A 20,357-nucleotide genomic window follows, 5' to 3' on the forward strand; every position below is an offset into this window, starting at 1 on the left:
TCTCCCCATGATTGGTCGCAGCTGTTACAAGCCCCCGACATCATAAGAAGGGGAGTGCATGTCCAGTCTGTTCCGGCGCAAGCCGATCGCGGTCGATCACGGCAGCGGCCCGGTGCTCGCGCGCACGCTGTCGTGGCCGCATCTGGTTGCGCTTGGCGTTGGCGCGATCGTCGGCACCGGCATCCTGACGCTGATCGGAGTGGGCGCTGACCGCGCCGGCCCGGCAGTGATGCTCAGCTTCGTCATTGCCGGCAGCATCTGCGCCTGCGCAGCGCTCGCCTATGCCGAGATGTCGACGATGATCCCGGCCTCCGGCAGCGCTTACACCTATAGCTACGTCGTGCTGGGTGAAGTGATCGCCTGGGTGATCGGCTGGTCGCTGATCCTGGAATATTCGCTGGTCGTCTCGACGGTGGCGGTCGGCTGGTCCGGCTATGCCTCGGCATTGTTGACCCCGCTCGGCTTCCCGACCGCGCTGACCAATGGGCCGGAGCTTGGCGGCATCGTCAATCTGCCGGCCATCTTCATCATCGCGGTCGTCGCGGGGCTGCTATGCCTAGGTACCAAGGAGAGCGCGACGCTCAACGCGGTGCTGGTCGCGATCAAGCTTGTCGCGCTGACCGTCTTCGTGATCGTCGCGCTCCCGCACTTCGACGCCGCCAACCTCCACCCGTTCATGCCGCACGGCTTCACTGCTTCGGTCGATCCCGACGGCAAGGAACGCGGCGTCATGGCCGCAGCCGCGATCATTTTCTTCGCTTTCTATGGCTTCGACGCGATCTCGACTGCTGCGGAGGAGACCAAGAACCCGGGCCGCGATCTTTCGATCGGGATCATCGGGTCGATGTTCGGCTGCATCATCATCTACGTCGGCGTGGCGGTCGCGGCGGTGGGTGCGCTCAGCTACACGCATTTCGCGGGCTCGCCGGAGCCGCTGGCGCTGATCCTGCGCGATATCGGCCGGCCCGGCTTCGCGACCTTCCTGGCCGCCAGCGCGGTGATCGCACTGCCGACGGTGTTGCTGGGCTTTCTCTTCGGGCAGAGCCGCATCTTCTTCGTCATGGCGCGCGACGGGCTGTTGCCCGCCGGGCTGGCGAAGGTGTCGCGCCGTGGCGCGCCGGTGCGGATCACGTTGATGACGGCAGCACTTGTCGCGGTGATCGCGGGCGTGATGCCAATCGACGCGATCGCCGCGCTCGCCAACGCGGGTACGCTGGCGGCGTTCGTCGCCGTCTGCGTGTGCATGATGGTAATGCGCAGGCGTGCGCCCGATGCGGAGCGGACGTTTCGCACCCCGTTGGCGCCCGTCGTCGGGACGCTCGGCGTGCTGGGCTGCGTCTACCTGTTCTTCAGCCTGCCAGCCAAGACGCAGCTGTACTTCCTGTTGTGGAACCTGCTCGGGCTGGTGCTGTACTTCGCCTGGGGCCGGAAGCGCGCGATCGTGGCGTAACGCCCCGGCTGCGCTCGCATGACGAAGGAACGTTTAGCGCTTTTTCACGAACTCCGCCCGCAGCACCAAGCCCTTGATGCCGTCGAAGCGACAGTCGATCTCCTGTGCGTCGCCCGTCAGCCGGATCGACTTGATCGCGGTCCCGCGCTTCAGCGTCTGGCTGGTTCCCTTGACCTTCAGGTCCTTCACCAGCGTGACCGCATCGCCGTCGGCCAGCAGATTGCCGACCGCGTCGCGCACCTCGATCCCCACCGCCGCCGCTGCCGCCCCTGTCGACGCCGCGCCCGTTGCGCCGTCCTGCACCCACTCGCCGGTTGCTTCGTCGTAGATATATTCGTCGCTCACGTGCCCACCCCATATAAAAAGAGGGAGGACCGGCGGCCCTCCCTCCACATTCCCGAAGTGTCCGGCGCGCTTACGCGGCCAGATTGCGCAACACGTACTGAAGGATGCCGCCGTTCAGGAAATACTCCAGCTCGTTGACGGTATCGATCCGGCAGCGCGTCTGGAACTGCTCGGTCGACCCATCGGCGCGCTTCAGCGTGACGGTCACTTCCTGGCGCGGGCGCAACTGCGCGACGTGCTGGATCGTGAACGTCTCGTCGCCGGTCAGCTTCAGCGTCTCGCGCGTCACGCCGTCCGCGAACTGCAACGGCAACACGCCCATCCCGACCAGGTTCGAACGGTGGATCCGCTCGAAGCTCTCGGTGATGACGGCGCGCACGCCCAGCAGGTTGGTGCCCTTCGCCGCCCAGTCGCGTGACGAACCGGTGCCATATTCCTTGCCGGCGATGATGACGAGCGGGGTGCCATCGGCCTTGTGGCGCATCGCTGCGTCATAGATCGGCATCACCTCGCCCTCGTAACGGCTCATGCCGCCCTCGACGCCGGGCACCATCTCGTTGCGGATGCGGATGTTGGCGAACGTACCGCGCATCATCACGTCGTGGTGGCCACGGCGTGCGCCATAGCTGTTGAAGTCGCCGCGGCTGACCTGATGCTCCTGCAACCACTTGCCCGCCGGACTGTCGGCCTTGATGCTGCCGGCCGGCGAGATGTGGTCGGTGGTGATCGAATCGCCCAGGATCGCCAGCGGCTTCGCCTCGATGATGTCGGTCACCGGGGCGGGGGTCATCTCCAGCCCGTCGAAATACGGCGGGTTGGCGACATAGGTCGATCCGGCGCGCCACGCGTAGGTGTCCGATCCGGTGACGTCGATCGCCTGCCACTTGTCGTCGCCCGCGTAGACGTTGCCGTAGCGCGCGCGGAACATGCCGTCGTCGATGTTGGCGGTCATCAGGTCCGACACTTCCTGATTGGTCGGCCAGATGTCGCGCAAGTAGACGTCGCTGCCGTCGGTCGCCTGACCGATCGGCGTTTCGTTCATGTCGGTGGTGACCGTGCCCTTCAGCGCATAGGCGACGACCAGCGGCGGCGAGGCGAGGAAGTTCGCGCGCACGTCGGGCGACACGCGGCCCTCGAAATTGCGGTTGCCCGACAGCACCGACGCGGCGACGAGGTCGTTCTCGTTGATCGCCTTGCTGATCGGCGCGGCCAGCGGCCCGGAATTGCCGATGCAGGTGGTGCAGCCATAGCCGACCAGGTTGAACCCGATCGCGTCGAGATCCGCCGACAGCCCGGCCTTGTCGAGGTAGTCGGTGACGACCTGCGACCCCGGTGCGAGGCTGGTCTTCACCCACGGCTTCGGCTTCAGCCCCAGCGCGTTCGCCTTGCGCGCGACGAGCCCGGCGGCGACCAGCACCGACGGGTTCGACGTGTTGGTGCAGCTGGTGATCGCCGCGATCACGACGTCGCCGTCGCCGATGTCATGCCCGCGATCGTCGACCGCGACGCGCTGCGGCTTCTCGCGGTGGTACAGCTTGAAGAGGTCGCCGTTGAACACCTCGTCCACCGTGTCGAGGCTGACCTTGTCCTGCGGGCGCTTCGGGCCGGCGAGCGAGGGCACGACCGTGCCCATGTCCAGCTCCAGCGTGTCGGTGAACAACGGGTCGGCCGCGTCGGCATAGCGCCACATGCCCTGCGCCTTGGCATAGGCCTCGGTCAGCGCGACGACCTCGTCCGGACGCCCGGTCAGGCGCATATAGTCGAGCGTCTTGTCGTCGACCGGGAAGAAGCCGCAAGTCGCGCCATATTCCGGCGCCATGTTGGCGATCGTCGCACGATCGGCCAGCGTCATCTGGTCGAGACCCGGGCCGTAGAATTCCACGAAGCGCCCGACCACGCCCTTGGCGCGCAGCATCTGCGTGACCGTCAGCACCAGATCGGTCGCGGTGATGCCCTCACGCAGCGCGCCGGTCAGCTTGAAACCGACGACCTCCGGGATCAGCATCGACACCGGCTGTCCCAGCATCGCGGCCTCCGCCTCGATCCCGCCGACGCCCCAGCCGAGCACGCCAAGGCCGTTGATCATCGTCGTGTGGCTGTCGGTGCCGACCAGCGTGTCCGGATAGGCGATCGTCGCGCCGCGCCCGTTCTGGTTCTGGGCATGATCGCCGCTTTCCTCGGACGCCCAGACGGCGTGGCCGATATACTCAAGGTTCACCTGGTGGCAGATGCCGGTGCCCGGCGGCACGACCTTGAAATTGTCGAGCGCCTTCGATCCCCACTTCAGGAACTCGTAGCGTTCCGAATTGCGGGCATATTCCAGATCGACGTTCTCCTCGAACGCCTTGGGCGTGCCGAATTCGTCGACCATCACCGAGTGATCGATCACCAGGTGGACGGGCACCTGCGGATTGATCTTCGCGGGGTCGCCGCCCAGCTTCGTGATCGCGTCGCGCATCGCGGCCAGATCGACCACGCACGGCACGCCGGTGAAATCCTGCATCAGCACGCGCGCGGGGCGATACTGGATCTCGCGATCCGAACGACGCTCCTGCTGCCAGTCGATGATCGCCTTCACGTCCGCCTCGGTCACGGTCACGCCGTCCTCGAAGCGCAGCATGTTTTCCAGCAGCACCTTCATCGAGAAGGGCAGGCGGCTGATATCGCCGAACTTCGCCTCGGCGGTCTTCAGCGAGAAATAGTCGTAGGACTTGCCGCCGGCCTCCAGCGTGGAGCGGGCGTTCAACGTGTCCTGGCCGATGGCCGTCATGGGCATAGTCCTTTCTTCAAGGGCCGTCGTCGGCGATGGCGCGCGCGAGCGGCACGCAGGGCGGCGACGGGAGCGAAACTCTCGGTCGCCGTGGGCGATAGCAGCGGTGCCGCAGGTGCGAAAGGGGTGGAACGGCCGGTTCGGTAAGCGATTGTGACCAAGGCGCACGGGGCGCGGGAGGGCAGGGGGCGATGGCACGCAAGCTGAAGGTGTTCCGCACGCCTGCCGGCTTCCACGACGCCTATGTCGCCGCGCCGAGTCGCAAGGCGGCGCTGGCGGCCTGGGGCGCCGACGCCGACCTGTTCGCGCGCGGCATGGCGGAGGAAGTCACCGACCCGGCGCTGATCGAAGCGCCGCTGGCGACGCCCGGCGCGGTGGTGAAGCGCTCACGCGGGAGTGCTGAGGAGCATCTCGCCGCCACGCCGTCATCGCGCCGCAAGCCGACCGCGAAGAAGCCCGCGCCGGAGACGAAGAAACCGCCGCGGCCCAGCCGCCGCGCGCTCGACGCCGCGGAAGCGGCGCTGAAGGACGCGACCGAGCGCCACGCGGCCGCACGCAAGGATCTTGCGGATCGCATCGCCGCGCTGGAGCGCGAACGCCAGACCGCCGAGCGCCGCTGGCAAAAGGATCGCGCCGCGCTGGAAGACGATCGCGACGCCGAACGCGACCGCTACGAGGCCGCGCTCGCCAAGTGGCGCTAGGACCAATCGACATTCCCCAGCGTCCCCGCGAGCGGGTAAGGGGCGCAAACCTGCGCGATCGAGCGCGGTGCGCCATGACGGATGGATAATCTTCGTTGGCGAACAGCCCGGCATTCGCGAGGCGCTGAATGTCGATCCCGCCTAGCGCGGATCGCCGACGACGCTCGCCGCCGGTGACGGTCGAGGCGGGGTCGATTCCGGTAGAGCTATCTGCCCCCGCTGTCTCGCAACGAGGGGAGAAACCGCCCGGGTGCGCGGCGGGGCCGCGGCGATCGCCGCCTCGGGATCGTGGAACCGGGCGGTCGCGCCGCTTCGGGCTGTCCTACACGTACGGCTCCGCGGTATCAGCGGCGGGGCGGCATGGGGGATCGAACATGGACAAGTGCGGCGGAGAGGTGGCGGCGTTTCGTTATCGGCATGACGGATGGACGCCGGCGCGGCAGGTGGCGTTCCTGCACGCGTTGCGCGAAACCGGATGCGTGCGCACGGCTTGCGCGCATGTCCGGCTGACCTCGACATCGGCGTATCGCGTGAAGAAGCGCATCCCCGATTTCGGCGCGGCGTGGGACGCGGCGCTTGCCTATCAGATGCCGGCGCTGGAACGCGCCGCCTACAGCCGCGCCGTCGAGGGATGGCTGGAACCGATCGTCTACAAGGGCGAGGTGGTGGGGCATCGCCGCCGCTATTCCGATGCGATGCTGCGCCTGCTGCTGTTGCGCGAGGATGCGCGGCGCGCGCCGCGCGTGGACGCGAGCGCCGCGCTTCCCGACCCGCAGCGACGGGCGCGGGCGGAGGCGGAGCTCCTGAGGCGGCTCGATGCTCTGGCGAAAAGGAACAAGGCCGTGGACGCCTGGCGGGAGTAGGCGGCGGCACCCCCGGCCGGACGCCGGGGAGCGGAAGCGGTGCCGGTCGCCGGCACCGCTACAGCGTCGGCAGCATCTCCGTCAGCACCTCGAGACACGCCACGCCCAGCGCCCGGGACCGCTCCGGGCTCCACCCGAATTGCGGATCGGGGTTCGCGTCGTGATCCTTGAACGGCATCTCCAGCGTCGCCGCCACCGCGCCGAATCGCTCGGCGAGCTGGTTGGTCGACATCGACAGATTGGCTCTTCCCGGCGCGGCTTTCTGATAGCCCAGCTCGGTCTGGAAGTCGGGAGTGTGCGCCGCGAGCCGCTCGCCGAATTCGATGAAGCGCGCACCGCGCGCGTCGTCCCACGACGGAATGCCTTCGAACCCGGCGATGAAGTTTGCGGCGATCGCCTCGTCGCCGTGCACGTCCATCGCGAAGGTGACGCCGGTCGCGTCCATTTCACGCAGCACGCACAACACTTCCGGGCTGCGCTCGGCGGTGGGGGCGTGCCACTCACGGTTCAGATTCACCCCCGCAGCGTTGGTGCGCAAATGCCCGCGCCGCGTGCCATCCGGGTTCATGTTCGGAACGACGTGCACCGTCGCGGCGCCCAGCAGCGGCGCGGCTGCCGGGCTGGTCAGCCAGTCGAGCGCGCCCTCCATCCAGAATTCGGTCATCGATTCGCCGGGATGCTGGCGCGCGTAGAGCCACACCTGCTTCGCGCCGTCGCCGATCCGGAAATAATCGATCGCCTGCCCGTCCAGCGTCGTGCCGAGCTCGCGATGCGTGACGCCGGCGCGCGCGGCGATCCGCGCCACCAGCCGGGCGTGCATCTCCATCGTATAAGGCGCGAAATAGGCGAACCACGCCACGTCGCCCTGCCCGGTCCAGTCGAAGCTGAGCACGCCGGCGGCATAATCGGTGTCGATCATCCGCCACGCGTCGAGATCGGTGGAGGCGCGCGCGCGATATCCCGGCCAACCGAACGAATAGGCCGATTCGCCTGCGTTCACGATGCGGAACGTCACGCGCTTGCCGCGCAACCCGGCGGCGCGAAAGGAGAACCACTGGAAGAACTCCGACTGGTGGTCGCGCACGATCTCCAGGTCGCAACGCCAGTCATCGCCTTCGCCCTCGATCGCGACGACGCGGATGTTGCCGCCGTCGAACGCGGCATTGATGTGCAGGGTCATTACTTTACCTCGACCGTCCGGCCCGAATCGCCCGGGAAGTCCTTGAACAACGCGCCTGCCAGCCGCGACGCGACCGAGCCGGCATCGGCATCTGGCGCGCTGGTGTCGGTCAGCGATTGCGCCTGCCCCTCCCAGATCGCGTCGGCGCCATGACGAATGCGCACCGCGAGTTCCGTGACCAGCCCCAGCCGCCCGCCGCCGTCGCCGCCGACCGGGAAGCTCACGCCGCCGCCCAGCCCGGTGCCGCCGCGCCAGCCGCCGGAGTAGCCGCCGCCGCCGATCCCGATCTGGACGGGCGAACGGCGCGCCGGCAACCCACGTTCGGCGCGGGTGAATCCGACCGTCGCGATATATTCGGGCTTGGCGCCGGGCGCGGGGCTGGTGAAGCCGTTGCGCAGCAGCTCCGCCTCGACCGCGGCGGCATAGGTCTTGTACTCAAGGCTGGCGGAGGAGGGGCCGGGCAGCGGCTCGACCACCACCGTCCCGCGCTGTGCCACGGTATCGTAGTGGAAGCGCGTGGCCTGCACCGGAAAACGCTGGGGCCCGGTCGCGCACGCCGCCAGTGGCGCCAGCGAGAGCAGCAGAAGGACGGCGCGACGCATGACAAACCCCCATGTAGATCGTTACGACATAGCAACGCGCGCCCGGGCCGCAAGCTCCCGCTCGGTTGACTTTCCGGCGCACGCTCTCTAGGCGGCGCGCTTTCCCGTTTTCGAAGAAGCGCAGCCATGAAGATCCGCAACAGCCTGAAGTCGCTCAAGGACCGTCATCGCGACAACCGCGTCATCCGTCGCCGCGGCCGCACCTATGTGATCAACAAGACGAATCGCCGGTTCAAGGCCCGCCAGGGCTGATTTCCGGCATGTCGCCGACGTCGGTTATCTTCGACGTCGGACACGTCCTGTACGACTGGAATCCGCGGGTTCTGTACGAGCGCCTGTTCGACGACGAACAGGCGCTTGACGTGTTCCTGAACGACGTCGCCACCCGCGCATGGCATTTCCAGCACGATGCCGGTCGTCCGTTCGCGGAGACCAGCGCGGAGCTTAGCGAGCTTTTCCCGGAACATGCCGCGATGATCGCGCTGTGGGGGCCGCGCTTTGGCGAGCAGATTCCGGGGCCGATCCCCGGCATGATCGCGATCGTCGAGGAACTCGACGCCGCGGGCGTGCCGCTGTTTGCGATCACCAACTTCTCGGGCGAGTTCTTCCCGCCGTTCCGCACGCGCGAGGCGGCGGTGTTCGATCGCTTCCGCGACATCGTCGTGTCGGGGGACGAGCGGCTGGTGAAGCCGGATGCGGCGATCTACCGGCTGGCGCTCGACCGATTCGGCCTGACCCCCGAAGCGGCGTTCTTCATCGACGACAATGCCGACAATATCGCCGGTGCCGCCGCGCTCGGCATCCACGCGCACCATTTCCGCGATGCCGCGACACTGCGGCCGGCATTGGTCGCGGCCGGGCTGTTACGCTGATTCACGCGGAACGTTCGGGCGCACCGCGGCTTTCTCGTCCCGTCACCTGAACGGGAGTAAGCCATGGAAGACGATCGCGTTTGGGCGTTCGAGGAAAGCCTGTGGACCGGCGATGCGCAGCATTATCGCGAATCGATCGACGAATCGGCCCTGATGGTCGTGCCGCAGCCACCGTTCGTTCTGGAAAGCGCGGCGGCGGTGGAAGCGGTATCGCAGACGCCGCGCTGGGAATCGGTGTCGTTCGCCGACGGCCGGATCGTCCGCCCGCAGGAGGGGCTGATCGTCATCGCCTATCGCGTCGAGGCGGCGAAGGGCGACGAACGCTATGTCGCGCATTGCACGTCCACCTACCGGCGCGTGGAGCATGAGGTGTGGCGCGTCGTCCAGCACCAGCAGACACCGCCGCTGACCGCCGACGCGCGCGCTACGTCGTCGTAACGGCCGGGCCGACAGGGACGACGCGTTGGGGAAAGACCCTGGCTGCGTCGGCCCTGTCGTAGCGTCGGCGGGTCGGGCCTGTCCGTATGATGGCGGGGTGTCCGGAACTTCGCTACAATTCACGTTTCGCGTCGGCTAACGCGGCGACTTTTCTCCAGAGGCGGACGTTGGCGGCATGATGCGACCGGGTTGCGCGAACGCGGCGCGCGGCGCGATCTGCGACTCGGCTCCCGAGCGGGTGCCCGTCAATTTGTTACGATACGCAGCGACGGCCGTCGCGTTGCCGATGCTGTGGAGGGTGGCTATCCCGCCACGCCAAAAGCGGGAGCGCCGCGCGTCAGCAGGAATCCATCCTCTCCGCGGTGCAGTTCTTCTTCGAGCTCGGAAATATAGGCGCTGAGCGTCAACATCGACAACGGGTCGTTGATCATCGCGCGGGCCCGGCGTGCCGCGGCCAGATCGAGATGCAATCGCTCACCGCACGTCAGCCCAGCCATTTCCTGCATTCCCCCTGTTGCGATCGTCGCGCAACATAGGTGCAACATAGCTCAATAAGCTTATTGTATGAAAATGGCCGGACACCGGCAATTTTTTCCTGTTCGCCGCGGTTTGCGACGAGATGTGGCCGCGGGCAGGGCAGCCGATCGCCCTGCCCGCGAAGCCATCAGTTTGCGTCGGGTGAACGGTAATCCTTGAGTTCGTCGCCGACGATCTGGACGACGTGCAGCACGTTCGTCGAACCCGGCGTACGGAACGGCACGCCCGCCATCACGATCACCCGGTCGCCCGCCTTGGCGATGCCCTGGCGCAGCGCGATGCGCTTGGCCTTGGCGACCATCTCCTCGAACGATTCGACGTCACGAGTGATGACGTTGTGCGTGCCCCACAGCAGCCCCAGCCGCCGCGCCGTGTCGGTGCTCGGCGTCAGCACCAGGATCGGCACCGACGGCCGTTCGCGCGCGATGCGGCGTGCGGTCGACCCCGACATGGTGAAGCAGATGATCGCCGCGGCCGAGACGGTGTCGGCGATGTTCTTGGCGGCTTCCGCCAGCGCATCGGCAGTGGTCGGGTCGGGGCGCATCACCGTGAAGTGGATGCGATCGCCGTGCATCGGATCGCGCTCCACCGCGTCGCCGATCGCGTTCATCATCGCGACCGATTCGACCGGCCACGCGCCCGCCGCGCTTTCCGCCGACAGCATGATCGCGTCGGCGCCGTCGTAGATCGCGGTGGCGACGTCCGAGACCTCGGCGCGCGTCGGCGACGGCGACTGGATCATCGATTCGAGCATCTGCGTGGCGACCACCACCGGGCGGCCCATCCGCCGCGCCGTCTCGACGATCCGTTTCTGCAGCGGCGGCACCGACTGCGGCGGCAGTTCGACGCCGAGATCGCCGCGCGCGACCATCACGCCGTCGCACGCCTCGACGATCTCCTCCAGCCGCTCGATCGCCGCCGGCTTCTCGATCTTGGCGAGCAGCGCCGCCTTGCCGCCGATCAGCTTGCGTGCCTCCCACAGATCCTCGGGGCGCTGCACGAACGACAGCGCGATCCAGTCGACCCCCTGGTCGATCGCGAAGGCCAGATCGGAGCGGTCCTTTTCGGTCATCGCCGCCATCGGGATCACCACGTCGGGAACGTTCAGCCCCTTGTTGTCGGACAGCGCCCCGCCGACCTCGACGCGGGTGACGATCCGGTCGCTGTCGTGTTCGGTGACGCGCAGCACCAGCTTGCCGTCGTCGAGCAGCAGGCGCGCGCCCGGTTCGATCGCCGCGAAGATCTCGCGGTGCGGCAAGCGCACGCGCGTGGCGTCGCCGGGCGTGGCGTCATGATCGAGCACGAAGGTGCTACCATGTTCCAGCGTGACGCGGCCGCCCTCGAACTTGCCGACGCGCAGCTTCGGACCCTGAAGATCGGCGAGGATCGTCGTCGGGCGGCGGAATTTCTCCTCCATCGAGCGGATCGCCTGGATGACCGCGATCTTCGATTGCTGGTCGCCGTGGCTCATGTTGACGCGGAACGCGTCCGCGCCCGCCTGGAAGAGGGTGGTGATCATTTCCAGCGTGTTGCTGGCCGGGCCGAGCGTCGCGAGCACGCGAACCTTGCGCGAGCGCGGAGCGATTTGATTCGGGTTAAGGGTCATGCGCCTTCCTGCTTTGCCGACCCGGCCTTAACCCCTATTTTCGCAGGATCAAATGCAGGAGAAGATATGGATCGGTTGGACAGCATAGACGATGCCGCAGCGGCGGCGGCGTTCCGGCGCCTCGTCGTGCACCTGCGCCACCGCAGCGATGCGCAGAACGTCGACCTGATGGGGCTGGCGGGTTTCTGCCGAAACTGCCTGTCGGACTGGGTGGCCGAGGCCGGCGGGTTCGACAAGGACGATGCGCGACAGGCGATCTATGGCATGCCCTATGCGCAGTGGAAGGCGCAGCATCAGGGCGATGCGACCCCGGAGCAGCTGGAACGCATGGCCGAGAGCGTGAAGAAGAACGCCTGATCGCAGGCGCGCCGCACGCCGCGGCGAAATGCTTGAGCGCGGCGACGCACCGGCGTAGACGCGCCGCCGCACCCACATTGCGGGTATCCACAACGCCGTCCCCGCCCCAGCGCGATTCGCGCCGGGCGTCGCGGGCGGCGTGTAGAATTTGGGGGAAGTACGATGGCGGAAGAGCGTGGCGAAGGCATGGGCGGCGGCGCGGTGGCGGCCGACGAGCTGCGACTGCTGATCGAGCGGGCCGAGCGGCTGGAAGAAGAGAAGAAGGGCATCGCCGACGACATCAAGGACGTGATGGCCGAGGCGAAGAGCCGGGGCTACGACGCGAAGGCGATCCGCAAGATTTTACAGATCCGGAAGAAAAAGCGCGAGGAATATCAAGAAGAACAGTCGATCCTCGAAGTCTATATGCAGGCACTTGGCATGCTTTGATGCCAAGACGCCGCATTTGTTAACGATATCTTCGTCGTGCGCGCCGCATACGTTTGCGACGACGGGCGGGCGACGGGGGTAACGAACAGGTGCTGGCGGCTTTGCAGACCGGATTCCGACCGCGGGAGGAGCGGATCACCGTCCTCATCCCGTCGCGGATGCGGCTGGAGTCGCAATGGCATGACCTGGTCATCCACAACGTGTCGTCGCGCGGGTTGATGGCGGGGTGCGATTCCCCGCCGGCGGTCGGCAGCTATGTCGAAATCCGCCGCGGCACGATCGTGATCGTCGGGCGCGTGCAATGGACCAAGGGCCGGTTCTTCGGGATGCGCGCGCAGGACCGGCTGTCGGTGAAGGCGTTGATCGACGAGCCGCGTCTCGCCAGCCGTCCCAAGCGCAGCAACGACGACGACAGCGTCGCCAGCGACCGCCGCGCCGAACGCCGGCTGGCGCATGAGGCGCAAATGGCGCGGCGGGTCGAACGATCGCGCACGTTCGCGTCGATGTTCCAGTTCGTGGTGCTGGTGTGCGTCGGGCTGACGATGGCCGGCATTGCCGCGCACAGCGTCTACCAGATGCTCTCCGCCTCCGGGCAGCAGATCGAGGCGGCGCTGAAGACGCCGTGATGCGGCGGGATGGAGGCGGGTAGCCCGGTGGCGCTCTTCGCCTGGTGGCGCACGCCGTTCAAGGCAGCGGCAGACGGCCCGTTGCCGTGCTACGCCGCTTCGGAGGCCGCGGTCGTCCAGCCGAGGTGCGGGATCGTGATCGATCGCTTGCCCGCCATGTCGGTGCGCGTCACGAAGAGGTCGCGCCCCTCGATATACCCGATCAGCCGCTTCACCCGCCCGATCGAGCTGGTGCCATAAGTGTCGGCGATCGCCATGTCGGACGGGCAGGGCGCGCCGTCGCGTGCCGCCTTGGCGACCAGCAGGAACGCGCCCAGCATGTCGTCGGGCAGCCCGCCTGCCAGCGCCAGCACGCTCGCCCATTCCTCGGCATGGGGATCGAAGATCCCGGCGCGCGCGCACGACAGCCGCCGGCTGAACGCCGCGAGATCGAGCGCCGGCTTCGGGATTCCGGCCATCCGGCAGCGCACCTGAAAATCCTGGAAAAGTACCGCCGCCGGTCGCCCGGTGCTCTCGCCCTCGGTGACGATCGCGCGCAGGACGTCGGCATACACCCCCTCGACCTCCTCCTCGGACCGGTCGGGCAGCGACGGCGCGGGCACGCCCGGCGCCGGGGTAACGAGGTCGGCGAGCAGTTCGTCGGCCGGCACGCGCCGCGGCCGCGGATCGAACGTCATCGGCAGCGTCGGCGCCGGCTCGGGCGAGACGTCCAGCAACGAGCGCAGGTCGACCGAATCGCCCTGCGGCAACGGCACCAGCTTGGGGCTGCCGCTGCGCGCCTGCGTCTCGACGGTCCCGATCCGGACCGTGATCGGACGCCGCGACACCGCCGGACCCAGCGCCATGAACGTACCGCGCGCCAGGTCGCGGATCGCCTCCGCCTGCCGCCGCTCCATGCCCAGCAGGTCGGCGGCGCGCGCCATGTCGATGTCGAGGAAGGTGCGCCCCATCAGGAAATTGCTCGCTTCCGCCGCGACGTTCTTGGCAAGCTTGGCCAGCCGCTGGGTCGCGATCACGCCGGCGAGACCACGCTTGCGCCCGCGGCACATCAAATTGGTCATCGCCGACAGCGAAGCGCGCCGCACGTCCTCCGCCACCTCGCCCCCGGTGGTGGGCGCGAAGAGCTGCGCCTCGTCCACCACCACCAGCGCCGGATACCAATGCTCACGCGGGGCATCGAACAGCGCGTTCAGGAAACCGGCGGCGCAGCGCATCTGCCCTTCCGCCTCCAGCCCTTCGAGGCTCAGCACCACGCTGGCGCGATGTTCGCGCAGGCGGGCGGCGATTCGCGCCACCTCGCGCTCCGCATAATCGGCACCCTCGATCACGACATGGCCGTACCGTTCGGACAGGGTGACGAAATCGCCTTCTGGATCGATCACCACCTGCTGCACCTGACCGGCCGACCGTTCGAGCAGCCGGCGCAGCAGGTGCGACTTGCCGGACCCGGAATTGCCCTGGACGAGCAATCGGGTGGCGAGCAGTTCTTCGAGGTCCATGGTCACGGGCGCGCCGCGGTCGTCGCTGCCCATGTCTACGCTGACGGTCATGATCGCGCCCCGTTTGGCCGATCATACCCCCCTTGAGCAAGCGCTTTGCGCCGGCCCGGCGCCCCGCTAGAGCGCGCACCTCACTTGTCGGGAAGATAGCATGGCGCACCGCCCACCGATCGCCGATCTCGCGCTGCGGCTGTTCGGCAAGCCGCACCATTCGCTCGATGCGGAGGAGCGGCGCGTTCTCGACAGCATCGATGCCGGCACGCTGGTCAGCCGCGACGCCGCGGACGAGGCCGACCTGCGCTCCAGCTTCGGCGATCGCCTGGCCGACAAGGTCGCGGCGATCGGCGGGTCGTGGGGCTTCATCATCGCGTTCACGATCGTGCTGGTCGGCTGGATGCTGCTCAACACCGACGTGCTGCGGTATTTCGGAAAGCAGTTCGATCCCTATCCGTACATCTTCCTCAACCTGATGCTGTCGACGCTGGCCGCGGTGCAGGCGCCGGTGATCATGATGAGCCAGAACCGGCAGGCGTCGAAGGATCGACTCGCCGCCAGCCTCGACTATGAGACCAATCTGCGCGCCGAGCTGGAGATCCTGCGCCTGCACGAAAAGCTCGACCGGCTGGTCGTCGAGCGGCTGACGGCGCTGGAGGCGAAGATAGACCGCTTGGCGAACATGGGTCCGGCGTCCTAAAGGCACCGGATTATCCGTCAGAGGCGACCATGGCAGGCCATTCCAAGTTCAAGAACATCATGCACCGCAAGGGCGCGCAGGATAAGAAGCGCTCCGGCATGTTCTCCAAGCTCAGCCGCGAAATCACCGTCGCCGCGAAGATGGGCATGCCCGATCCGGACATGAACCCGCGGCTGCGCGCCGCGGTGAACGCCGCCAAGGCGCAGTCGATGCCCAAGGACAACATCCAGCGCGCGATCGACAAGGCGAGCAAGGGCGACACCGAAAATTACGAGGAAATCCGCTACGAGGGATTCGGCCCCGGCGGCGTGTCGCTGATCATCGAGGCGCTGACCGACAACCGTAACCGCACCGCCACCAACGTGCGCACCGCGGTGTCGAAGAACGGCGGCAACCTCGGCGCGTCGGGCTCGGTCAGCCACGGCTTCGATCGGATGGGCCTCATCAACTATCCCGCCACCGCCGGCGATGCCGAAAAGGTGTTCGAGGCCGCATTGGAGGCCGGTGCCGAGGACGTGACGTCCGGCGAGGACGGCCATGAGATCTGGACCGAGCAGGGCGCGCTGCACGAGGTCGCCAAGGCGCTCGAGCCGGTGCTCGGCGAGGCCGAGGGCGCGAAGCTGGCGTGGCGCCCGCAAACGATGGTCGAGGTCACGGAGGGCGATGCCGCGACGCTGTTCAAGCTGATCGACGCGCTCGACGACGACGACGACGTCCAGACCGTCTGGGGCAATTACGAAGTGTCCGACGAGGTGATGGCGAAGCTGGGGTGAACTGAGATGATCATCCTCGGCCTCGATCCCGGCCTCGGCACCACCGGCTGGGGCGTGATCCGCGCCGAGGGCAACCGGCTGAGCCACGTCGGCAACGGGCAAATCCGCACCGACCCGTCGATGCCGCTCCCGCGCCGCCTCGCCAACCTGTACGCCGCGCTGATAGACGTGATCCGCGCCGAGCGCCCGGACGAGGCGGCGGTCGAGGAGGTGCTCGGCAACACCAACGCGCAATCGACGCTGAAGCTGGGGCAGGCCCGCGGGGTCGTCCTGCTGGCGGCGAGCGGCGCGGGGCTGGCGATCGGCGAATATCATCCGTCCACGGTCAAGAAGGCGGTGGTGGGCACCGGCGGCGCGGAGAAGCGCCAGATCCAGGCGATGATGGGGGTGCTGCTACCCGGCACGAAGCTGGCGGGGCCGGATGCGGCCGACGCGCTGGCGGTCGCGATCTGCCACGCGCATCACGTCGCGAGCGCGCAGGGGATGATGCGGCGGGCGCGGGCGGGGGCGTGATCGTGACGATCTTCCTGCCGCGCGAGGAAGGCGGGGGAGAGGGTAAAGTCTGGTGCGCCGGCGTCGGGCAAAGGCTGGCAGCGTTCGCTTAGCTGCGGATCGGCTCGCACGCGATCCCGTCGCCGTCGCCGTCCATCTCCGTACGATACCCCGGCTCATCGCGATAGATCGGCGCAGTGCCGGCGGCGCGGGCTTCGTTGCAGCCCGGCCAATAATCGCCGGATGCCGGCGACCTGCGGCGCTTGAGTCCGCCCGCGACGGCCGCAACACGGGCGGCGTGCGCGATCGATGAGCGACCCTGCGAGGTCATCGCGACCGATCCCACTCCGCCGACCACCCCGACCAGTGCGGCGATCCCGATGATGGCCGTTACGCCGCTGCCGGTCTGTCCCGTCATGCGCCCGTTATAGCGGCGATCCGTAAAGCAACGCTTTCACTGTAGGGCGACCGCATCCACCCAGACCGTCGACACCTCCAGCGCCGCGGCCGCGATCACGGCGATGCGGATCATGCAGACGCCGTACCGGAAAGTCCCCGGCCAGCCCCGACACCGGCAACAGCGCGGCGGCGGCGAAGCCGGGCGGTCCCAGGTTCACCTCGCATGTGAACGCGACCGCGACCACGGGGCGAGGAGCGCAGGCCAGCGGCACTCGCACCGCGTGGCGCCCGGCCACATGCCCCCGCATTACGTCACCGCGCGATGCCGCCTGCCGCCAGCACGGCCAGCGTGACGAGGTCGCCCGCCGTGGAGGTCATCGGCGCGATCTGCACCGGCTTCTCCATGCCCACCAGCATCGGCCCGATCATGTCGTCGCCGCCCAGTTCGCGCAGCAGCTTGGCGGAGATGTTCGCCGATTGCAGCCCCGGCATCACCAGCACGTTGGCCGGCCCGGAAAGGCGTGCGAACGGGAAGTTGCGCAACTGGCGCGGGTTCAGCGCGACGTCCGGCGCCATCTCGCCCTCATATTCGAATCCGACCTGGCGGCGGTCGAGCACCTCCACGGCGCCGCGGATGTTGTCGAGCCACTGGCCCGCCGGATTGCCGAACGTCGAATAGCTGAGGAACGCGACCCGCGGTTCCTGGCCCAGCCGTCGCGCAACCGCCGCGGTCTGCTCGGCGATGTTGGCCAGTTCCTCGACGTTGGGACGCTCGTTCACGGTCGTGTCGGCGATGAACACGGTGTGCGACTGGCCGACCAGCACGTGGATGCCGAACGCGGTGCGGCCGGGCGCCGGATCGATCACGCGCTTGATCTCGCGCATCGATTGCGCGAACGGGCGCGTCACGCCGGTGATCATCGCATCCGCCTCGCCCAGCTGCAGCAGCACCGAGCCGAAGATGTTGCGATCCTGGTTGATCATGCGCTCGACTTCGCGGCGCAGGAACCCGCGGCGTTGCAACCGTGCGTAGAGGAAGTCGACCATCTTGGGCACCAGCGGCGAGACGCGGCTGTTGTGCAGCTCGTATTCCTCCGGGTTGGCGATGCCCAGTGCGCGCAGCTTGTCGTACACGTCCTCGCGCCCGACCAGTACCGGCGTGCCGTAGCCGCCTTCCTTGAACGCGATCGCCGCGCGCAGCACGACCTCTTCCTCGCCCTCGGCGAACAGAACGCGCTTCGGATTGGCCTTCGCGCCTTCGTAGGCGAGGCTCAGCACCGAGGTGGTGGGGTTCATCCGCGCGCGCAGCGCATCGGCATAGGCGCGCATGTCGAGGATCGGCTTGGTCGCGACGCCCGAATCCATCGCGGCCTTGGCGACGGCCGCGGGGACGATCTCCATCAGCCGCGGATCGAACGGCGACGGGATGATATATTCCGGGCCGAAGCTGTGCTGCACGCCGTACGCGATCGCCACTTCCTCGGGCACGCGTTGCCGCGCCAGTTCGGCGATCGCATTGGCGGCGGCGATCTTCATCTGGTCGTTGATGCCGGTCGCGCGCACGTCCAGCGCACCACGGAAGATGAACGGGAAGCAGATGACGTTATTGACCTGGTTCGGATAATCCGAACGGCCGGTCGCAACGATCGCGTCGGGGCGCGCCGCCTTGGCCAGTTCCGGCCGGATCTCCGGCTCTGGATTGGCCATCGCGAAGATGATCGGCGCCGGGGCCATGTCGACCACCATCTCCGGCTTCAGCGCGCCCGCCGCCGACAGCCCCAGGAATACGTCGGCGCCGTGCAGCGCCTCGGTCAGCGTGCGACGGTCGGTGTTCGCGGCATGCGCTGACTGCCACTGGTTCACGTCGTCGCGACCCTGGTAGATCACGCCGGTGCGGTCGCAGATCAGCACGTTGTCGTGCCGCACGCCCATCGCCTTGATCAGCTCCGTGCACGCGATCGCCGCCGCGCCCGCGCCGTTCACGACGACCTTGATCTCCGACAATCGACGCCCGGTCAGCAGGCAGGCGTTGATGACGCCCGCGGCGCAGATGATCGCGGTGCCGTGCTGGTCGTCATGGAAGACCGGAATGTTCATCCGCTCGCGCAGCGTCTGCTCGATAATGAAGCATTCCGGCGCCTTGATGTCCTCGAGGTTGATGCCGCCGAACGTCGGCTCCATCAGCTCGATCGCATCGATGATCCGGTCGACATCCTCGGTCTTCAGCTCGATATCGATCGAATCGACGTCGGCGAAGCGCTTGAAAAGCACCGCCTTGCCTTCCATCACCGGTTTGCTTGCCAGCGCGCCGAGGTTGCCCATGCCGAGGATCGCGGTGCCGTTGGAGATCACCGCGACCAGATTGCCCTTGGCGGTATAATCGTAGGCGGTCGTGGGATCGTCGGCGATCGCCTGGACCGGAACGGCGACGCCCGGCGAATAGGCCAGCGCCAGATCGCGTTGCGAGGCCATGGGCTTGGACGGGACGATCTCGATCTTGCCCGGGCGTCCTTCCGAGTGGAACAGCAGGGCCTCCCGCTCGAACTGGACATTGCGTTCGTCGGGCTGGGTGCGATCGTCGGTCATGGCGACAGTCCTTACGGAAAGCCTGCGCCGATGGGAATATGGCTAGGGTCCAAACTTGATCAGGGCGCGGACCTGACGGAGCGGATTCGGGCGCGCGGCTAGCGTTGCTCCAGTGCCAACAGATGTTGCTTGGCGGCCAGCCCGCCGGCGAACCCGGTCAGCGCCCCCGATCGCCCGATGACGCGATGGCACGGCGTGACGATCGAGATCGGATTGCGCCCGTTCGCCGCGCCCACCGCGCGCATCGCGGTGGGGCGGCCGATCGCCAGCGCGATATCGGCATAGCTGCGCGTTTCGCCATACGGGATCGCGTTCAGCGCGCGCCATACCGCCTGCTGGAAATCGGTGCCGCGCGGCGCCAGCGGCAGGTCGAACGTGGTGCGCGTGCCCGCGAAATAGTCGCTGATCTGGGTCGTTGCGGCGGCGAGCACCGGATGATCGCCTTGCTCCTCCATCGTCGCCAGTCGTACCCTGCCGGGTGGATCGTCCGGCCACAGCACGGCCACCAGCGCGGCGTCGTCGGCGACCAGCGTCAGCGCACCGAGCGGGGATGGGAGGGAGGTGCGATACAGCATGGACGCGCCTTAACCCGCCGCGCCGCGCCGCGCATCCCGTGGCTTGCGCCCAAACTGCCCGGTGGCCTTCGTGCGCCCGCGCCGCTATGTTCGCGCGATGAAGCACGAGCCCGGCATTTTCGAGCGATCCGATCCGGAAGCGATCGCGGCAGCCGATGCGCAGGCGGAGGCCGATATCCCTGCGGGGCGGGTCCATTCGCATGCTATCGTCGGGGAATGGTCGATGACGTGGGGCAAGCCCGGCCGCCTGCCGTTCAAGGATTGGCTTGCGCAACGGAATGGCTGAGGTCGTCTGGACGGACCAGGCGCTCGAACAACTCGACCTGATCGTCGCCCATATCGAATTGTTCGATCACGTCGCGGCCGGGCGGCTGCGCACCCGGCTGTTCGATGTAGCGAGCAGCTTGCAGACGTTCCCGGCGCGTGGTCACCCGGTGGACGCCACCCGCCGTGAGCTGCTGACCGTTCCACCTTACATGTTGCGATACCGCGAGGACGGCGAGATCGTATGGATCGTCGGCGTCCGCCATGCCGCCCGCCGCCCGGACTGAACCGTTCCATGA

Annotated in this window: 24 protein-coding genes; 14 read left to right on the top strand and 10 right to left on the bottom strand. The window is 67.7% G+C overall.

Annotated features, from left to right (window positions below; all coding sequences use genetic code 11):
* The first annotated feature begins 58 nt into the window (after positions 1–58).
* The gene (locus SPHPHY_RS0102465; RefSeq protein WP_022685132.1) at positions 59–1,450 is read left to right on the top strand and encodes an amino acid permease; all 1,392 of its coding nucleotides are present in this window, start codon (positions 59–61) and stop codon (positions 1,448–1,450) included.
* A gap of 33 nt (positions 1,451–1,483) precedes the next feature.
* Here SPHPHY_RS0102465 and SPHPHY_RS0102470 read toward each other — a convergent pair whose 3' ends face one another.
* Positions 1,484–1,795, bottom strand: coding sequence for an alkylphosphonate utilization protein (locus tag SPHPHY_RS0102470; RefSeq protein ID WP_022685133.1), 312 nt, complete (start codon positions 1,793–1,795; stop codon positions 1,484–1,486).
* A 70-nt stretch (positions 1,796–1,865) separates the two neighbouring features.
* Positions 1,866–4,565, bottom strand: a complete 2,700-nt coding sequence (gene acnA / locus SPHPHY_RS0102475; RefSeq protein WP_022685134.1) for an aconitate hydratase AcnA — start codon at positions 4,563–4,565, stop codon at positions 1,866–1,868.
* A gap of 191 nt (positions 4,566–4,756) precedes the next feature.
* Between acnA and SPHPHY_RS0102480 the strand changes: the two genes are divergently transcribed.
* The gene (locus SPHPHY_RS0102480; protein ID WP_022685135.1) at positions 4,757–5,266 is read left to right on the top strand and encodes a hypothetical protein; all 510 of its coding nucleotides are present in this window, start codon (positions 4,757–4,759) and stop codon (positions 5,264–5,266) included.
* 374 nt (positions 5,267–5,640) lie between these two features.
* Positions 5,641–6,129: a hypothetical protein gene (locus SPHPHY_RS20810; protein ID WP_022685136.1), complete on the top strand. Its 489-nt coding sequence runs from the start codon at positions 5,641–5,643 to the stop codon at positions 6,127–6,129.
* Positions 6,130–6,187: 58 nt separating this feature from the next.
* On the opposite strand, the gene SPHPHY_RS0102490 is transcribed toward SPHPHY_RS20810, so the two are convergent.
* The gene (locus tag SPHPHY_RS0102490; RefSeq protein WP_022685137.1) at positions 6,188–7,309 is read right to left on the bottom strand and encodes a M14 family metallopeptidase; all 1,122 of its coding nucleotides are present in this window, start codon (positions 7,307–7,309) and stop codon (positions 6,188–6,190) included.
* The gene (locus SPHPHY_RS0102495) at positions 7,309–7,911 is read right to left on the bottom strand and encodes a hypothetical protein (RefSeq protein WP_022685138.1); all 603 of its coding nucleotides are present in this window, start codon (positions 7,909–7,911) and stop codon (positions 7,309–7,311) included. Before SPHPHY_RS0102495 ends, SPHPHY_RS0102490 begins: the two co-directional genes overlap by 1 nt.
* A 126-nt stretch (positions 7,912–8,037) precedes the next feature.
* On the opposite strand from SPHPHY_RS0102495, the gene ykgO reads away from it, so the two are divergent.
* The 3 genes from ykgO to SPHPHY_RS0102510 all read left to right on the top strand — a co-directional run bounded on the left by ykgO (position 8,038) and on the right by SPHPHY_RS0102510 (position 9,221).
* Entirely contained in the window at positions 8,038–8,163 is a 126-nt protein-coding gene (ykgO, locus tag SPHPHY_RS0102500; protein WP_003046794.1) for a type B 50S ribosomal protein L36, read from the top strand.
* A gap of 8 nt (positions 8,164–8,171) precedes the next feature.
* Positions 8,172–8,783, top strand: a complete 612-nt coding sequence (locus SPHPHY_RS0102505; protein ID WP_022685139.1) for an HAD family hydrolase — start codon at positions 8,172–8,174, stop codon at positions 8,781–8,783.
* A 63-nt stretch (positions 8,784–8,846) separates the two neighbouring features.
* Positions 8,847–9,221: a hypothetical protein gene (locus SPHPHY_RS0102510; protein ID WP_022685140.1), complete on the top strand. Its 375-nt coding sequence runs from the start codon at positions 8,847–8,849 to the stop codon at positions 9,219–9,221.
* Between the two features lie 302 nt (positions 9,222–9,523).
* Here SPHPHY_RS0102510 and SPHPHY_RS0102515 read toward each other — a convergent pair whose 3' ends face one another.
* Positions 9,524–9,718, bottom strand: a complete 195-nt coding sequence (locus SPHPHY_RS0102515) for a hypothetical protein (RefSeq protein WP_156024976.1) — start codon at positions 9,716–9,718, stop codon at positions 9,524–9,526.
* A gap of 167 nt (positions 9,719–9,885) precedes the next feature.
* Complete coding sequence (gene pyk, locus SPHPHY_RS0102520) at positions 9,886–11,364, bottom strand: pyruvate kinase (RefSeq protein ID WP_022685142.1); 1,479 nt, start codon at positions 11,362–11,364, stop codon at positions 9,886–9,888.
* A gap of 66 nt (positions 11,365–11,430) precedes the next feature.
* Here pyk and SPHPHY_RS0102525 point away from each other — a divergent pair, with 66 nt between their 5' ends.
* From SPHPHY_RS0102525 to SPHPHY_RS0102535, 3 genes are all read left to right on the top strand, one after another.
* Positions 11,431–11,721 (top strand): DUF1244 domain-containing protein, encoded by a 291-nt coding sequence (locus tag SPHPHY_RS0102525; RefSeq protein ID WP_022685143.1) that lies wholly within the window; start codon positions 11,431–11,433, stop codon positions 11,719–11,721.
* A gap of 162 nt (positions 11,722–11,883) precedes the next feature.
* Entirely contained in the window at positions 11,884–12,150 is a 267-nt protein-coding gene (locus tag SPHPHY_RS0102530; RefSeq protein WP_051148253.1) for a DUF2312 domain-containing protein, read from the top strand.
* Positions 12,151–12,239: 89 nt separating this feature from the next.
* A complete protein-coding gene (locus tag SPHPHY_RS0102535; protein ID WP_022685145.1) occupies positions 12,240–12,776 on the top strand; it encodes a PilZ domain-containing protein in 537 nt (178 codons plus the stop codon).
* A gap of 89 nt (positions 12,777–12,865) precedes the next feature.
* Here the strand turns inward: SPHPHY_RS0102535 and SPHPHY_RS0102540 are convergent, their stop codons facing one another.
* A complete protein-coding gene (locus SPHPHY_RS0102540) occupies positions 12,866–14,326 on the bottom strand; it encodes an ATP-binding protein (RefSeq protein WP_022685146.1) in 1,461 nt (486 codons plus the stop codon).
* 100 nt (positions 14,327–14,426) lie between these two features.
* Between SPHPHY_RS0102540 and SPHPHY_RS0102545 the strand changes: the two genes are divergently transcribed.
* Genes SPHPHY_RS0102545 through ruvC form a run of 3 tightly spaced genes read left to right on the top strand, consistent with a single transcriptional unit; the run spans position 14,427 to position 16,255 of the window.
* A complete protein-coding gene (locus SPHPHY_RS0102545) occupies positions 14,427–14,969 on the top strand; it encodes a DUF1003 domain-containing protein (protein ID WP_022685147.1) in 543 nt (180 codons plus the stop codon).
* 29 nt (positions 14,970–14,998) lie between these two features.
* Positions 14,999–15,742 carry a YebC/PmpR family DNA-binding transcriptional regulator gene (locus tag SPHPHY_RS0102550; RefSeq protein ID WP_022685148.1) on the top strand — a complete coding sequence of 248 codons (744 nt, stop codon included), beginning with the start codon at positions 14,999–15,001 and terminating at the stop codon, positions 15,740–15,742.
* Between the two features lie 6 nt (positions 15,743–15,748).
* The gene (gene ruvC, locus SPHPHY_RS0102555) at positions 15,749–16,255 is read left to right on the top strand and encodes a crossover junction endodeoxyribonuclease RuvC (protein ID WP_022685149.1); all 507 of its coding nucleotides are present in this window, start codon (positions 15,749–15,751) and stop codon (positions 16,253–16,255) included.
* An 88-nt stretch (positions 16,256–16,343) separates the two neighbouring features.
* Here ruvC and SPHPHY_RS18980 read toward each other — a convergent pair whose 3' ends face one another.
* From SPHPHY_RS18980 to SPHPHY_RS0102570, 3 genes are all read right to left on the bottom strand, one after another.
* A complete protein-coding gene (locus SPHPHY_RS18980) occupies positions 16,344–16,652 on the bottom strand; it encodes an excalibur calcium-binding domain-containing protein (RefSeq protein ID WP_022685150.1) in 309 nt (102 codons plus the stop codon).
* Positions 16,653–16,945: 293 nt separating this feature from the next.
* Positions 16,946–19,219, bottom strand: coding sequence for an NADP-dependent malic enzyme (locus SPHPHY_RS0102565; protein ID WP_022685151.1), 2,274 nt, complete (start codon positions 19,217–19,219; stop codon positions 16,946–16,948).
* A 98-nt stretch (positions 19,220–19,317) separates the two neighbouring features.
* A complete protein-coding gene (locus tag SPHPHY_RS0102570) occupies positions 19,318–19,794 on the bottom strand; it encodes a methylated-DNA--[protein]-cysteine S-methyltransferase (RefSeq protein WP_022685152.1) in 477 nt (158 codons plus the stop codon).
* Positions 19,795–19,891: 97 nt separating this feature from the next.
* Between SPHPHY_RS0102570 and SPHPHY_RS0102575 the strand changes: the two genes are divergently transcribed.
* Together SPHPHY_RS0102575 and SPHPHY_RS0102580 are read left to right on the top strand one after the other, a co-directional pair.
* The gene (locus SPHPHY_RS0102575; RefSeq protein ID WP_028056404.1) at positions 19,892–20,080 is read left to right on the top strand and encodes a hypothetical protein; all 189 of its coding nucleotides are present in this window, start codon (positions 19,892–19,894) and stop codon (positions 20,078–20,080) included.
* Positions 20,073–20,345: a type II toxin-antitoxin system RelE/ParE family toxin gene (locus SPHPHY_RS0102580; RefSeq protein WP_022685154.1), complete on the top strand. Its 273-nt coding sequence runs from the start codon at positions 20,073–20,075 to the stop codon at positions 20,343–20,345. Before SPHPHY_RS0102575 ends, SPHPHY_RS0102580 begins: the two co-directional genes overlap by 8 nt.
* Positions 20,346–20,357: the final 12 nt, after the last annotated feature.

This window comes from Sphingomonas phyllosphaerae 5.2 (assembly GCF_000419605.1).
Lineage (GTDB): Bacteria > Pseudomonadota > Alphaproteobacteria > Sphingomonadales > Sphingomonadaceae > Sphingomonas > Sphingomonas phyllosphaerae_B.

Excerpts from the sequence above, each read along its gene's own strand:
- SPHPHY_RS0102465 (WP_022685132.1), top strand. The coding sequence starts at position 59 with ATGTCCAGTCTGTTCCGGCGCAAGCCGATCGCGGTCGATCACGGCAGC.
- acnA (WP_022685134.1), bottom strand. The coding sequence starts at position 4,565 with ATGACGGCCATCGGCCAGGACACGTTGAACGCCCGCTCCACGCTGGAG.
- SPHPHY_RS0102480 (WP_022685135.1), top strand. The coding sequence starts at position 4,757 with ATGGCACGCAAGCTGAAGGTGTTCCGCACGCCTGCCGGCTTCCACGAC.
- SPHPHY_RS20810 (WP_022685136.1), top strand. The coding sequence starts at position 5,641 with ATGGACAAGTGCGGCGGAGAGGTGGCGGCGTTTCGTTATCGGCATGAC.
- SPHPHY_RS0102490 (WP_022685137.1), bottom strand. The coding sequence starts at position 7,309 with ATGACCCTGCACATCAATGCCGCGTTCGACGGCGGCAACATCCGCGTC.
- SPHPHY_RS0102495 (WP_022685138.1), bottom strand. The coding sequence starts at position 7,911 with ATGCGTCGCGCCGTCCTTCTGCTGCTCTCGCTGGCGCCACTGGCGGCG.
- ykgO (WP_003046794.1), top strand. The coding sequence starts at position 8,038 with ATGAAGATCCGCAACAGCCTGAAGTCGCTCAAGGACCGTCATCGCGAC.
- SPHPHY_RS0102505 (WP_022685139.1), top strand. The coding sequence starts at position 8,172 with ATGTCGCCGACGTCGGTTATCTTCGACGTCGGACACGTCCTGTACGAC.
- SPHPHY_RS0102510 (WP_022685140.1), top strand. The coding sequence starts at position 8,847 with ATGGAAGACGATCGCGTTTGGGCGTTCGAGGAAAGCCTGTGGACCGGC.
- SPHPHY_RS0102515 (WP_156024976.1), bottom strand. The coding sequence starts at position 9,718 with ATGGCTGGGCTGACGTGCGGTGAGCGATTGCATCTCGATCTGGCCGCG.
- pyk (WP_022685142.1), bottom strand. The coding sequence starts at position 11,364 with ATGACCCTTAACCCGAATCAAATCGCTCCGCGCTCGCGCAAGGTTCGC.
- SPHPHY_RS0102525 (WP_022685143.1), top strand. The coding sequence starts at position 11,431 with ATGGATCGGTTGGACAGCATAGACGATGCCGCAGCGGCGGCGGCGTTC.
- SPHPHY_RS0102530 (WP_051148253.1), top strand. The coding sequence starts at position 11,884 with ATGGCGGAAGAGCGTGGCGAAGGCATGGGCGGCGGCGCGGTGGCGGCC.
- SPHPHY_RS0102540 (WP_022685146.1), bottom strand. The coding sequence starts at position 14,326 with ATGACCGTCAGCGTAGACATGGGCAGCGACGACCGCGGCGCGCCCGTG.
- SPHPHY_RS0102545 (WP_022685147.1), top strand. The coding sequence starts at position 14,427 with ATGGCGCACCGCCCACCGATCGCCGATCTCGCGCTGCGGCTGTTCGGC.
- SPHPHY_RS0102550 (WP_022685148.1), top strand. The coding sequence starts at position 14,999 with ATGGCAGGCCATTCCAAGTTCAAGAACATCATGCACCGCAAGGGCGCG.
- ruvC (WP_022685149.1), top strand. The coding sequence starts at position 15,749 with ATGATCATCCTCGGCCTCGATCCCGGCCTCGGCACCACCGGCTGGGGC.
- SPHPHY_RS18980 (WP_022685150.1), bottom strand. The coding sequence starts at position 16,652 with ATGACGGGACAGACCGGCAGCGGCGTAACGGCCATCATCGGGATCGCC.
- SPHPHY_RS0102565 (WP_022685151.1), bottom strand. The coding sequence starts at position 19,219 with ATGACCGACGATCGCACCCAGCCCGACGAACGCAATGTCCAGTTCGAG.
- SPHPHY_RS0102570 (WP_022685152.1), bottom strand. The coding sequence starts at position 19,794 with ATGCTGTATCGCACCTCCCTCCCATCCCCGCTCGGTGCGCTGACGCTG.
- SPHPHY_RS0102575 (WP_028056404.1), top strand. The coding sequence starts at position 19,892 with ATGAAGCACGAGCCCGGCATTTTCGAGCGATCCGATCCGGAAGCGATC.
- SPHPHY_RS0102580 (WP_022685154.1), top strand. The coding sequence starts at position 20,073 with ATGGCTGAGGTCGTCTGGACGGACCAGGCGCTCGAACAACTCGACCTG.